The following is a 12,075-nucleotide window of genomic DNA, read 5'->3' as shown; positions in this document are numbered from 1 at the left end:
TGAAATTCCTTAATTAGTAAGGGTTGCTTACAAATAAACGGGCTGCCACCATCGAAAGGCGATCGGGCGCCTGGTGCCCGAGCAAGCCATCACCTCGGAGGTGTCACCATGCATGTCGCCTTGCCCCCACGAAGATCACGCCGGATCGCCGGCCTTCTCATCGGCGCTCTCGCCGGAGCACTCGCCCTCACCGGCACGCTCGCCCTCACCAGCACCCCGTCCAGCGCATCGCTGCAGACGGCCGCCGCGGAGCCGACCGCCATCAACGGCTACCGCAACGTCGGCTATTTCGTGCAGTGGGGCGTCTACGGCCGCGGATTCAAGGTCAAGCAGCTGGAGACCTCCGGCGTCGCCGACGACCTCACCCACCTCAACTACGCCTTCGGCAACATCCACCACCAGACCCTGACCTGCTTCGAGGCCAACAAGGCCCAAGGCGAGGGGCCCAACGGCTCCGACGGCGCCGGTGACGCCTACGCCGACTACGGGATGTCGTACGCAGCCGACGCATCCGTCTCAGGCAAGGCCGACACCTGGGACCAGCCACTGGCCGGCTCCTTCAACCAGCTCAAGCAGCTCAAGGCGAAGCACCCGGGCCTGAAGGTCCTGCTCTCGCTCGGCGGCTGGACCTGGTCGAAGAACTTCTCGCTGGCCGCGGCGACCCCGGAGTCGCGCCGCAAGCTCGTCTCCTCGTGCATCGACCTCTACATCAAGGGCAACCTGCCCGTGATCGACGGCCGCGGCGGCCCCGGCGCGGCGGCCGGCGTCTTCGACGGCTTCGACATCGACTGGGAGTGGCCCGGCTCGCCCAACGGCAACACCGGAAACCACGTCGACCCGGTCAACGACCGCGCCAACTTCAAGGCGCTGCTGGCCGAGTTCCGCTCCCAGCTGGACGCCCTGGGCGCGACCACGGGCAAGGACTACCAGCTCTCGGCGTTCCTCCCGGCCAACCCGCAGGACATCGAGGCCGGCGGCTGGAACGACCCGGCGATCTTCCGCTCCCTCGACTTCGGCAACATCCAGGGCTATGACCTGTGGGGCGCCTGGGACCCGAAGCTGACCGGCCACCAGGGCAACCTGTACGCCGACCCCGCCGACCCGCGCCCCGACGGCAAGCGGTTCAGCGTGGACGAGTCGGTCCGCGAGTACCTCGACGCCGGCATCTCACCGGCCCAGCTCGGCCTGGGCATGGCGGCGTACGGCCGCGGCTGGCAGGGCGCGACCTCCGCCCAGCCGTGGGGTCCGGCCACCGCCGCGGCACCGGGGACGTACGAGGCGGGCAACGAGGACTACGACAAGCTCAAGACCCGCGGCACCGACCACTACGACGCCGCCACCGGTGCCGCCTGGCGCTACGACGGCAACCAGTGGTGGACCTACGACAACGTCTCCACGATCAGGCAGAAGGCGGCGTACGCGATCTCCAAACGCCTCGGCGGAGGCATGTGGTGGGAGCTGTCCGGCGACCGCCAGGGCGAGCTGATCGGCACCTTCGCCGACGCCATGCGCAACGGCACCGGCGCCCCCGTCGAGGAGCCCGACCCGACCGACCCGCCGACCGAGGAGCCCACGGACCCGCCGACCGACCCGCCGGGTGGGGCGGCCGCGTGGTCGCCCACGACGGTGTACGTCGCCGGTGACCGGGTCACCTACGGCGGCCACCTGTGGGAGGCCAAGTGGTGGACCCAGGGCAACACGCCCGGCACCGAGGAGTGGGGTCCGTGGAAGGACCTCGGCACCGTCTAGTCCGCCGGTCGAGCCGCCGGAGCCGCTAGGCGGAGGCGTGTCGAGACCAACACAGCTCATACGCGACTGTGTTGGTCTCGACACCGCTCGCTGGCGCTCGCGGGCTCGACCAGCGGTTTACTCGGTCTCCGCCTTCGTGGGCCGCTCGAGCATCTCGTCCATGATCTCGCTGACCGTCTTGGCGCCGGAGACGACATCGTCGACGTACTGCGCCAGCGGCACGTCCACGCCGACCTTCGCCGCCAGCTCGCGCAGCGAGTGCGAGGACTTGGCGCCCTCGGCGACCTGGTGGCTGGAGGCGAGGATGTCGGCGGTGGTCATGCCCCTGCCGAGCTTCTCCCCGAACGTACGGTTGCGCGACAGTGGCGAGGAGCAGGTCGCGGCGAGGTCGCCGAGGCCGGCGAGACCCATCAGGGTCATCGGGTTGGCGCCCAGCTTCACCGCCAGCCGCGCGGTCTCGGCGAGACCGCGGGTGATCAGCGAGGCCTGGGTGTTGTCACCGAAACCCATGCCCGCGGCCATCCCGGTGGAGATGGCGACCACGTTCTTGTAGGCCCCGCCGATCTCGCAGCCGACGACGTCGGTCGAGGTGTAGGGGCGGAACGCGGGCGAGTGCACGCGCGCCTGGATCGTCTTGGCGACCTCCTCGTCGGCGCACGCGACCACACCGGCGGCAGGCTCGCGACGGATGATCTCCTTGGACAGGTTGGGGCCGCTGACCACCGCGATCCGCTCCGGCCCGGCGCCGGTGACGTGGGCGATGACCTCGCTCATCCGCTCCAGGGTGCCGAGCTCGACGCCCTTCATCAGCGAGATCAGCGGCACGTCCTTCGGCAGGAACGGCGCCCAGTCGGTCAGGTTGGCGCGCAGCGTCTGCGACGGCGCCGCGAGGACGACCAGCTCGGCTCCGTACGCCGCCTTCTCGATGTCGTGGGTGGCGCTGATGTTGTGGGGCAGCTCGGTGCCCGGGTGGTAGTCGGGGTTCTCGTGGGTGTCGTTGATCGCCGCCGCGACCTCCTCACGACGCGCCCACATGGTCACGTCGTTGCCCGCGTCAGCGAGGATGACCGAGAACGCGGTGCCCCATGAGCCCGCTCCGAAGACCGCTACCTTGCCACCACTCACGCTCAATTGCCGTCCTTCTTCTTGGTCTTGCGGGGGTCGCCGGTCGCATTCACCCCGGCCTTCTTCGGGTCGAAGAGCTCGCTGGGCGGCTCCTCGTCCCGGATGTCGGCCACCAGGCCGACGATCGCCTTCATGATCCGGTCGGTCGCCTCGTTCACGACCGCCGGCGTGTGCTCCTGGACCTCGAGATCCTTCAGGTCGACCGGGTCACCGATCTTCATCTGGATCATCTTGCGGCCGATCAGGTGAGGCTTGAGAGAGTACGCCGGAAGCAGGTCCTGGGCTCCCCACTGTCCCACCGGGTAGACCGGGGCACCGGTGGCGAGCGCGATCCGGGCCGCACCCGACTTGCCGCGCATCGGCCAGCCGGTCGGGTCCTTGGTGATCGAGCCCTCGACGTAGACGACCACGATGCTGCCCTCGTTGACGGCCTTCACGGCGGCGTCGAACGCCGACGCGCCGGCCGTGCGGTCCACCGGGATCTGACCGGCGGCCCGCAGGAACTTGCCCAACGCGCCTTTGAACAGGGCGGCCTTGGCCAGGTAGCTCGGCCTACGTCCGTAGTCCCAGACGATGTGCGCCGCGGTGAACGGGTCGATCTCGGAGACATGGTTGAGCGCGATCACCGCTCCGCCGCTCTCCGGGATCTTCTCGCCGCCGTCCCACTGGTGCTTGGTGGTCGCGAGAAGGACGGGCTTCACGATGCCGACGGCCACCACCCATGGCCAGCCGACCTTGCCCTCCTGGAACTTCCGGTACTTTCCCACGCACGCAGGCTACCGGGCCGTCACCTCGGGGTTGTGAGATACCTGTCAGGATCTACCCTGTGCCTGCACCTGCACCCGGTTACGTCGTCCTGCTGCCCGTCAAGCCTCCAGCGCGCGGGAAGTCCCGGCTGGTCGGCATCGAGTCGCACGAGCGTGCCGACCTCGCCCGGTCGTTCGCGCTCGACACCGCGGAGTCGTGCCTGGCAGCCGCCGGCGTCGGTGCCGTCCTGGTCATCACCGACGACTCCTACTTCGCCGCCGACGTCGCCCGCCTCGGTGCCGCCGTCATCCCCGACGGGGTCAGCGGCGACCTCAACGAGACCCTCGTCCAGGGTGCACGCGAAGCCCGTCGCCGCTGGCCGGACCTCCGGCCCGCGGCCCTGTGCGGCGACCTGCCGGCCCTTCGCTCCGCCGACCTGGACGCGGCACTGACCGCCGCTCGGGGCTTCGAGGCTGCGTACGTCGAGGACGCGGCGGGCGGGGGCACCACCCTCTACACCGCGCCCCACGACCGCTTCCGGCCCGCGTTCGGGCCCGGGTCCGCCGCCGCCCACCGCGACGGCGGCGCCCATCCGCTCGACGGCGACCTCCACTCGCTGCGCCACGACGTCGACACCCTCGAGGACCTCGAGGCCGTACGCAGGCTGGGGCTCGGGCCGCGTACGGCTCTGGCCTCGGTGCGGGTCGCCAGTCTCGGCTAGGAGTCGCTCGCGGGCTTCTCGGCCGGCTTCTCGGCCGGTGCGGAGGGAGTCGCCGGAGTCCCGTTCGCGGGGGCCTTCTTGGCGGGCGTCTTCTTGGCCGCGGTGGCCTTCTTCGCCGTCGTCTTCGCAGGAACCTTCTTCGCGGGCGTCGCCTTCTTGGCTGCGGTCTTCTTCGCTGCGGTCTTCTCCGCCGGAGTCGTCGGGGTTGCCGAGGTCTCGGAGGTCGCGGAGGTCGCAGTCGTCGTCGCGGCGGCGGTGGTCTTCTTGGCCGCCGGAGCCTTCTTCGCGGTCGTCTTCTTGGCCGCCGGAGCCTTCTTCGCGGTCGTCTTCTTGGCCGCGGCAGCCTTCTTCGCCGCGGGCGCCTTCTTGGCCGTCGTCTTCTTCGCCGGGCTCTTCTTGGCCGTCGTCTTCTTGGCAGCGGCCTTCTTCGCCGGGGCGGGCTTCTCGGCCGGCTCGGCCGCCTTCTCGGGGGTGGCCTGGGCGGGCTTCACCTCAGGATCCACGACAGGCGCGGCCGCGGTCTCAGGCATCGCGGCGGGCTTCGCAACCGGCTCGCCACCAGGCTTCACGACGGGCTCGGCAGCCTTGGCCGGCGACTTGCGCCCGGGCCTCGGCACCCTGACCTTCGGCACGGACGGGACCTTGACCTTGCCGGACACCACGTCGGCGACCAGCTTCCCGGCCGTGTCCTTCACCGCGCCGACTACTTTTCCGGCCTGTTTGCTTGCATCAGCTACTCGTTTTCTCACCACACGATCGACCTTAGGCCATGCCTGGTCCTTCCGAACATACCGACGGCATGTGAAAACGGACTGTTCACCTGATCTCTCCTGTTTCCGCCGGCTTCGCGTGGTTACGGTGGAGAGACTCGGGGCACGTCCGCAGCACAGCTTCGACATCTCAGCCTTCGGGAGACTGGACGAGGAAGGTACGACCATCACCGACGTGCACATCGACGAGGAACAGCCGCCCGTGGTGCTCGAGGAGCAGCCGACCACGGTGAGGCACAGCCGTGCCGGGATCCTGTTCTCCGCCTGCATCATCCTCGCCCTGATCGCCTCCGTGGCCTGGCTCGCGGTCCACACGACGCGGCTCGCCGAGGGACGCACCGGCGCCAACGTCCCCACTCCGGCACCGCCCGCGCCGACGGTCCGCAACAGCGCACCCGCCATCCCGGCGACGTACGCAGACCTGCCCGTCGGTCCCGCGACGACCCTGCCCTTCGTCGACCAGGCGGGCCGGCTCCAGCTGGGCGCGAAGCCGCAGAAGGTCTACGGCTCGCAGACGAGCGTGGCGGCATGGACGGTGCTGATGTACGAGCGCGCCGACAAGCCCGGCCCGGTGTGGGTCGCGCGACGCGGGAGGACCATCCAGGTCCCCGGTCTGTGGATCCAGCCGGTCCTGAGCAAGGACGGCAACCACCTCTTCGCCGTGCAGCAGACCGACGACGAGGCCTCCGCCCTGGTCGCTGTCGACACCGCGACCGGCGAGGAGGTCGACCGGCTCGTGCTCGAGGGCACCCCGGCCGCGACCGCGATCGTGGGCACCGACCGCACCCGCGTCTACTTCCGCACCGGCATCGAGCCCACCCCGGCGCCCGTACCCGGCAACTACGGCGAGCTCACCGTCTCCCGGCCGCCGGCGACGGTTTGGGATCCCGGCCATGCGACCCAGCGGATCTCGCTGCCGCTCGGCTACCAGCAGCTGATCCCACTGCGCCGCGGCGTACTCCTCCACAACCCCAGCGAGTGGGAGGCCCGCTTCGCCGCCATCGAGGCCGACGGCAGCCTCACCCAGCCCGGCGTCCATGCGCCCCTGCCCGGCTCCGTCGCGGACTCCCCCGACGGCTCGATCGTCGCCATCGCCCGCAATCCCAGCGACCCCGGGATGATCAGCTACGGAGCCGAGCGCGGCATCGCGGTCAACATGAGCACCTCCGAGCACATCGACCTGCGCGTACCCGACGCCGTCGAGAAGGTCTACGTCGCCGGCTTCGAGTCCGACCGCAGCGTCGTCCTCTACACCGCGACCGCCACCGAGTCGTGGTACCTCCGCTGCTGGGTCGACACCGGCTCCTGCGACCGCATCACCGGCTCCCAGCGCGGCACCGACGGCCGCCAGATCCGTCTCCCCGGCCTCCCCTGACCCGCCGAGCCGTCAACTGCGTCGGCCGAGAATGCAGTTGTGGGCGACGAGAGTGCACTCTCGTCGCCCACAACTGACAATTCGATCTACGTAACTGACGTCTCGGCCGACCCGACTGACGTCTCGGCCGACGCGAGCGCCTTCTCGGCGGTCAGGCGTGCTGGGTGACCGGCTTGAAGGAGGGCCGGGTGGCCTCGTACGCCGCGATGTCATCGGCGTGGGACAGCGTGATGCCGATGTCGTCGAGGCCCTCGAGGAGGCGCCAGCGGGTGTAGTCGTCGATGTCGAAGGAGTCCTCGATGGCGTCGACGCCCTCGCCGGCCCGGACGGTGCGGGACTCGAGGTCCACCGTGATCGAGGCGCCGGGGTTGTCGTCGAGGTAGTCCCACAGCTTCTGGACGACCTTCTCGTCGACCTTCGCCGCGAGCAGGCCGGCCTTGCCGGAGTTGCCGCGGAAGATGTCGCCGAAGCGGCTGGAGATGACGACCCGGAAGCCGTAGTCCATGAGGGCCCAGACGGCGTGCTCACGGGAGGAGCCGGTGCCGAAGTCAGGGCCGGCGACGAGGACGGAGGCCCCGGCGTACGCCTCGTTGTTGAGGACGAAGGACGGGTCGTTGCGCCAGGCGGCGAAGAGACCGTCCTCGAAGCCGGTGCGGGTGACGCGCTTGAGGTAGACCGCCGGGATGATCTGGTCGGTGTCGACGTTGCTGCGGCGCAGCGGCACGCCGACGCCGGTGTGGGTGGTGAACTTGTCCATGTCAGGCCTCCACGAGAGTCAGGTCGGCGGGCGAGGAGAGGGTGCCGCGTACGGCGGTGGCGGCAGCCACCTCCGGCGAGACCAGGTGGGTGCGTCCGCCCTTGCCCTGGCGGCCCTCGAAGTTGCGGTTGGAGGTCGACGCGCTGCGCTCGCCCGGGGCGAGGGTGTCGGGGTTCATGCCCAGGCACATCGAGCAGCCCGCGCCGCGCCACTCGGCGCCGGCGTCGAGGAAGATCTTGTGCAGACCCTCCTCCTCGGCCTGCAGGCGCACCTTGGCCGAGCCCGGCACGACCAGGAAGCGGGTGCCCTCGGCGACGTGGTGGCCCTGGATGATGTCGGCAGCCGTACGCAGGTCCTCCATGCGCCCGTTGGTGCAGGAGCCGAGGAAGACGGTGTCGATGTGCACCTCGCGCATCGGGGTGCCGGCCTCGAGGCCCATGTAGGCCAGCGCCTTCTCGGCCGCGATCCTCTCGTCGGCGTCCTCGAAGTCGTCGGGGCTCGGGACGGCAGCGCCCAGCGGGACACCCTGGCCCGGGTTGGTGCCCCAGGTGACGAACGGGGTGACCTCGGCGGCGTCGAGGACGATCTCCTTGTCGAAGACCGCGTCCTCGTCGGTGACCAGGGACTTCCAGTGCGCGACGGCCTGGTCCCACTCGGCGCCCTTGGGGGCCTCGGGCTTGTCCTTGATGTAGGCGAAGGTGGTCTCGTCGGGGGCGATCATGCCGGCCTTGGCGCCCCACTCGATCGACATGTTGCAGATCGTCATCCGGGCCTCCATGGAGAGCTCGCGGATGGCCTCGCCGCGATACTCCACGATGTAGCCCTGGCCACCGCCGGTGCCGGTCTTGGAGATCAGGGTGAGGATCAGGTCCTTGGCGCTCACGCCCTCGGGCAGGGTGCCGTTGACCGTGACGGCCATGGTCTTCGGCTTGTCCTGCATCAGCGTCTGGGTCGCCAGCACGTGCTCGACCTCGGAGGTGCCGATCCCGAACGCGATCGCGCCGAACGCGCCGTGCGTGCTCGTGTGGGAGTCACCGCACACGATGGTCATGCCCGGCTGGGTCAGGCCCAGCTGCGGGCCGACCACGTGGACGATCCCCTGCTCGGCGTCGCCGAGCGGGTGGAGACGTACGCCGAACTCCTCGGCGTTCTTGCGCAGCGTCTCGACCTGGGTGCGGCTGACCGGGTCGGCGATCGGCTTGTCCCAGTCGAGGGTCGGGACGTTGTGGTCCTCGGTGGCGATGGTGAGGTCCGGGCGGCGGACCTTACGGTTGGACAGCCGCAGGCCGTCGAAGGCCTGCGGGCTGGTCACCTCGTGGATGAGGTGAAGGTCGATGTAGAGGAGATCAGGCTCTCCCGCGGTCGACCGGACGACATGCTCGTCCCACACCTTCTCCGACAAGGTCCTGCCCATGACACGTTCTCCATCTGGCATCTTTGGTCTGTAGTGGCCGGTGGCGGCTCGAGCGTTGAATCGCGATGTCAGATCCGCCACTTCCAGTCTGCTTCTCCGAGCGTAACGTTGCATCTCAGGTTCTGAGAAGTTAGTCTTGCGATATGGACAGTTCCAGTGGTGTGGGCGTGCTCGACAAGGCCGCCCTTGTGCTCACAGCTCTCGAATCCGGCCCGGCGACCCTCGCGGGTCTGGTGGCCGGGACGGGTCTCGCCCGTCCGACCGCGCACCGTCTGGCGGTCGCGCTCGAGCACCACCGTCTGGTCGCCCGCGACATGCAGGGCCGCTTCGTCCTCGGCCCACGCCTCGCCGAGCTCTCCGCTGCCGCTGGCGAGGACCGACTGCTGGCCACCGCCGGACCCGTCCTGGCGCGTCTGCGCGACATCACCGGCGAGTCGGCGCAGCTGTGGCGGCGCCAGGGCGACTTCCGCGTCTGCGTCGCTGCCGCCGAGCGCCCCTCCGGCCTGCGCGACACCATCCCCGTCGGCTCCCAGCTGACGATGCGTGCCGGGTCGGCCGCTCAGATACTGATCGCGTGGGAGGACCCCGAGCGCCTCCACCGTGGCCTGCAGAACGCCGCCTTCTCCGCCGCTGCCCTCTCCGGCATCCGCCGCCGCGGCTGGGCGCAGTCGATCGGCGAGCGCGAGGCCGGCGTCGCGTCGGTGTCGGCCCCGGTCCGCTCCCCCGGCGGCAAGGTCATCGCCGCCGTCTCCGTCTCCGGCCCCCTCGAGCGGCTCACCCGCCAGCCCGGGAAGATGCACGCTCCTGCTGTCCTCGCCGCTGCCGACCGCCTCTCGGAGTCGTTGCGGCGCGCGGCTGCGGAGTAGCGGCGCCGGATGCTCACCGAGTTACCTCGGTGAGCGCGCGCTTTCTTCGCGGAGTTCCACGAAGGAAGCGTCACCCGACCGAGGTACCTCGGTGAGCATTCAGCCGCAGATCTCCCGCACCGCCTCGCGCACAGCCTTGAAGTCCTCGGCCCGCGACTGATCCTCGGCCAGTCCGACGATCGCGGCGACCTGATAGTCGTCGAAGAGTCGCGGCTCGGCGTCCTCGAGGTCTCCGGCGACCAGCACGACCACACCCGCGGCGGTGCTCTCCGCGAACCGCACCGACCAGGTCGGCTGCTGCAGCCCACCGACACGTTCGACCGTGTCCTTCGCCTCGTCGCTCGACACGTCCTGGTCGCAGGTCACGTCGCCGTTGACCAGCAGCTGGTTCTCCTCGACACTTCGGACGCTCTCACCGGTCGTCGCCGGCATCACCGGCTCGGCAGGCGATCCGGCCCCTGCCGGGCCGGCGGTCTCCTCACCACACCCAGCGAGCACGGCGAGCACGCCGGCGAGCGCACAGACAGCCAGCGACGTACGCCACAGCTGACGAGTCGGCCGCCACTTCTGCAGTCTCGCCATCAGAAGAGGGCACCGCTCTCCAGGCCCAGCAGCTTCGTCTTCCGGTCCAGGCCGCCGGCGTAGCCGGTCAGCGAGCCGTCCGCGCCGACGACGCGGTGGCACGGGATGACGATCGGGATCGGGTTCTTCCCGTTGGCGAGCCCGACGGCACGGGCACCATGACCGGTCATCTCGAGACGCCCGGCGATCTGGCCGTAGGAGCAGGTGGTGCCGTACTCGATCTGCTGCAGCTGCTCCCACACCCTCACCTGGAACGGTGTCCCCACGGGAGCCAGCGGGAGGTCGAAGACGACCCGGTCCCCGGCGAAGTACTCGGCGAGCTGACGCGCGCACTCCAGCAGCAGCGGGTCCGAGTCGGAGCGCTCCCCTCGCGGCCGGCCCTCCGCGTACAGCGCGGGCATGAAGTCGATCGCGGTGATCGCGCCGTCGAGCGCGACCAGCCGGAGCTCGCCGACGGGCGAGTCGATGATGGTCCACATCAGAGTTCCTCCAAGGCAGTCAGTGAAGTCCACAGGTAGAGCAGGGCGTACGAGCGCCACGGCCGCCACGCGGTGGCATCCGCCACCGGTGCGCCGAGCACGTCCAGCGCTCGCCGGATGCCGACATCGGTCGGCAGGAAGACATCGGGATGACCGAGCGCGCGCAGCGCGATGTAGTCGGCGGTCCAGGGGCCGACGCCGGGCAGGCCGAGCAGCTGCTCGTGCACGACGTCGCGGTCGGTGCCGCGGTCCAGCTGGAGCTCGCCGGAGGCGAGGGCCGCGGCCAGACCGGTGACCGCCCGACCGCGCGAGCGCGGCATCGGCATGCCGGCGGGGTCGGCAGCGGCAAGGGCCTCGGCGGACGGGAACAGATGAGTCAATCCTTCGATCTCGGTCGCGATCGGGCGACCGTGCTCGGCGACGATCCCGGCCAGTACCGTGCGTGCCCCGGCGACCGAGACCTGCTGCCCCACGATCGTACGCAGCGCCAGCTCGCCCCCGTCGACGGTGCCGGGCACCCGAAGCCCCGGGAGCGCCAGCGCCAGCGGGCCGATCACCGGGTCGCCGGCGAACACGTCGCCGACAGCGCGCGGGTCGCAGTCGGCGTCGAGCAGGCGCCGGGCCCGCTCGACGGCCGCGGTGGTGTCGCGCAGGTCGGCGAGCTTGAAGGTCGCGTGGACGAAGCCGGTCTCGCCCTCAGGGATGTCGGCGAGCTCGAGGCGCAGCGTACCCGGCCCGTTGGGCAGGTCGAGCGTCCGCGCGAACCACAGCCGCCCGTCCTCGACTCCGGCGACCTCGACACCCGGCACCAGGTGGTCGCGCAGGAAGGCGTGCAGGGCGCGACCGGCGAACGGGGTGCGGACGGCGAGCCGCAGCGCGATCGTCCCGTCGGCCCGGCGCCGGGAGCCGCGGCGTCCGCGGAGCTCGGTCGGCGAGGCCGCGTAGACCTCGCGGACGGTGTCGTTGAACTGGCGTACGCTCGAGAAGCCCGCCGCGAAGGCGATGTCGGCGAAGCCGAGCTCGGTGGTCTCGACCAGCGTCCGGGCGGTCTGCGCGCGGCGTGCACGGGCCAGCGCGAGCGGGCCGGCACCGAGCTCGGTGGTCAGCAGCCGGGTCAGGTGGCGCGGCGAGTAGCCGACCCGGCGGGCCAGCCCCTCGACGCCTTCACGGTCGACGACGCCGTCGGCGATCAGCCGCATCGCCCGACCGGCCAGGGTCGCGGCCACGTCCCACTCCGGGCTGCCCGGGGTGGCGTCGGGACGGCAGCGCTTGCAGGCGCGGTAGCCCGCCGCCTGGGCCGCCGCCGCGGTCCGGTGGAAGGAGACATTGGTCAGCGCCGGGGTGCGGGCCGGGCACGAGGGACGGCAGTAGATCCCGGTCGAGGCCACCGCCGTGTAGAAGACGCCGTCGAAGCGTCGGTCGCGCGACCGAACGGCGCGGTAGCACGATTCGAAGTCGAGTCCGTTCACGCTCGTCGTCCCATCCATGCC

12 protein-coding genes are annotated in these 12,075 nt (G+C 70.5%); 4 read left to right on the top strand and 8 right to left on the bottom strand.

Translation table 11 applies throughout. The annotated features are described in order from the left end of the window. The first annotated feature begins 108 nt into the window (after positions 1 to 108). Entirely contained in the window at positions 109 to 1,749 is a 1,641-nt protein-coding gene (locus G5C66_RS07280; protein ID WP_165110306.1) for a glycosyl hydrolase family 18 protein, read from the top strand. Between the two features lie 117 nt (positions 1,750 to 1,866). On the opposite strand, the gene G5C66_RS07275 is transcribed toward G5C66_RS07280, so the two are convergent. After that, entirely contained in the window at positions 1,867 to 2,880 is a 1,014-nt protein-coding gene (locus tag G5C66_RS07275; RefSeq protein WP_206443819.1) for an NAD(P)H-dependent glycerol-3-phosphate dehydrogenase, read from the bottom strand. Continuing rightward, the gene (locus G5C66_RS07270; RefSeq protein WP_165110304.1) at positions 2,877 to 3,641 is read right to left on the bottom strand and encodes a 1-acyl-sn-glycerol-3-phosphate acyltransferase; all 765 of its coding nucleotides are present in this window, start codon (positions 3,639 to 3,641) and stop codon (positions 2,877 to 2,879) included. Before G5C66_RS07270 ends, G5C66_RS07275 begins: the two co-directional genes overlap by 4 nt. Before the next feature lie 59 nt (positions 3,642 to 3,700). Here G5C66_RS07270 and cofC point away from each other — a divergent pair, with 59 nt between their 5' ends. Continuing rightward, positions 3,701 to 4,342, top strand: a complete 642-nt coding sequence (gene cofC / locus G5C66_RS07265; protein ID WP_165110303.1) for a 2-phospho-L-lactate guanylyltransferase — start codon at positions 3,701 to 3,703, stop codon at positions 4,340 to 4,342. Here cofC and G5C66_RS07260 read toward each other — a convergent pair. Further along, a complete protein-coding gene (locus tag G5C66_RS07260) occupies positions 4,339 to 5,037 on the bottom strand; it encodes a hypothetical protein (RefSeq protein WP_165110229.1) in 699 nt (232 codons plus the stop codon). The two genes, cofC and G5C66_RS07260, sit on opposite strands and share 4 nt — an antisense overlap. 163 nt (positions 5,038 to 5,200) lie before the next feature. On the opposite strand from G5C66_RS07260, the gene G5C66_RS07255 reads away from it, so the two are divergent. After that, positions 5,201 to 6,487 (top strand): YncE family protein, encoded by a 1,287-nt coding sequence (locus G5C66_RS07255; RefSeq protein ID WP_165110302.1) that lies wholly within the window; start codon positions 5,201 to 5,203, stop codon positions 6,485 to 6,487. Between the two features lie 151 nt (positions 6,488 to 6,638). On the opposite strand, the gene leuD is transcribed toward G5C66_RS07255, so the two are convergent. Next, the gene (gene leuD / locus G5C66_RS07250) at positions 6,639 to 7,244 is read right to left on the bottom strand and encodes a 3-isopropylmalate dehydratase small subunit (protein WP_165110301.1); all 606 of its coding nucleotides are present in this window, start codon (positions 7,242 to 7,244) and stop codon (positions 6,639 to 6,641) included. Position 7,245: 1 nt separating this feature from the next. After that, positions 7,246 to 8,658: a 3-isopropylmalate dehydratase large subunit gene (gene leuC / locus G5C66_RS07245; RefSeq protein WP_165110300.1), complete on the bottom strand. Its 1,413-nt coding sequence runs from the start codon at positions 8,656 to 8,658 to the stop codon at positions 7,246 to 7,248. A 143-nt stretch (positions 8,659 to 8,801) separates the two neighbouring features. On the opposite strand from leuC, the gene G5C66_RS07240 reads away from it, so the two are divergent. Further along, positions 8,802 to 9,524, top strand: a complete 723-nt coding sequence (locus G5C66_RS07240) for an IclR family transcriptional regulator (protein WP_008358359.1) — start codon at positions 8,802 to 8,804, stop codon at positions 9,522 to 9,524. Positions 9,525 to 9,623: 99 nt separating this feature from the next. Here G5C66_RS07240 and G5C66_RS07235 read toward each other — a convergent pair whose 3' ends face one another. From G5C66_RS07235 to G5C66_RS07225, 3 genes are read right to left on the bottom strand one after another with little or no spacing between them, the layout of a single operon-like run. Continuing rightward, positions 9,624 to 10,106 (bottom strand): hypothetical protein, encoded by a 483-nt coding sequence (locus G5C66_RS07235; protein WP_165110299.1) that lies wholly within the window; start codon positions 10,104 to 10,106, stop codon positions 9,624 to 9,626. After that, positions 10,106 to 10,585, bottom strand: a complete 480-nt coding sequence (locus tag G5C66_RS07230; RefSeq protein WP_165110298.1) for a methylated-DNA--[protein]-cysteine S-methyltransferase — start codon at positions 10,583 to 10,585, stop codon at positions 10,106 to 10,108. Before G5C66_RS07230 ends, G5C66_RS07235 begins: the two co-directional genes overlap by 1 nt. Then, on the bottom strand, positions 10,585 to 12,072 hold the full coding sequence (locus G5C66_RS07225; protein WP_165110297.1) for an Ada metal-binding domain-containing protein: 1,488 nt from the start codon (positions 12,070 to 12,072) through the stop codon (positions 10,585 to 10,587). Before G5C66_RS07225 ends, G5C66_RS07230 begins: the two co-directional genes overlap by 1 nt. Positions 12,073 to 12,075: the final 3 nt, after the last annotated feature.

This window comes from Nocardioides turkmenicus (assembly GCF_011045035.1).
GTDB classification, from domain to species: domain Bacteria; phylum Actinomycetota; class Actinomycetes; order Propionibacteriales; family Nocardioidaceae; genus Nocardioides; species Nocardioides turkmenicus.
Note: the sequence above shows the minus strand (reverse complement) of the source record. Positions and strands in the feature narration are given on the sequence as shown.

Excerpts from the sequence above, each read along its gene's own strand:
- G5C66_RS07280 (WP_165110306.1), top strand. The coding sequence starts at position 109 with ATGCATGTCGCCTTGCCCCCACGAAGATCACGCCGGATCGCCGGCCTT.
- leuD (WP_165110301.1), bottom strand. The coding sequence starts at position 7,244 with ATGGACAAGTTCACCACCCACACCGGCGTCGGCGTGCCGCTGCGCCGC.
- leuC (WP_165110300.1), bottom strand. The coding sequence starts at position 8,658 with ATGGGCAGGACCTTGTCGGAGAAGGTGTGGGACGAGCATGTCGTCCGG.
- G5C66_RS07240 (WP_008358359.1), top strand. The coding sequence starts at position 8,802 with ATGGACAGTTCCAGTGGTGTGGGCGTGCTCGACAAGGCCGCCCTTGTG.
- G5C66_RS07235 (WP_165110299.1), bottom strand. The coding sequence starts at position 10,106 with ATGGCGAGACTGCAGAAGTGGCGGCCGACTCGTCAGCTGTGGCGTACG.
- G5C66_RS07230 (WP_165110298.1), bottom strand. The coding sequence starts at position 10,585 with ATGTGGACCATCATCGACTCGCCCGTCGGCGAGCTCCGGCTGGTCGCG.
- G5C66_RS07225 (WP_165110297.1), bottom strand. The coding sequence starts at position 12,072 with ATGGATGGGACGACGAGCGTGAACGGACTCGACTTCGAATCGTGCTAC.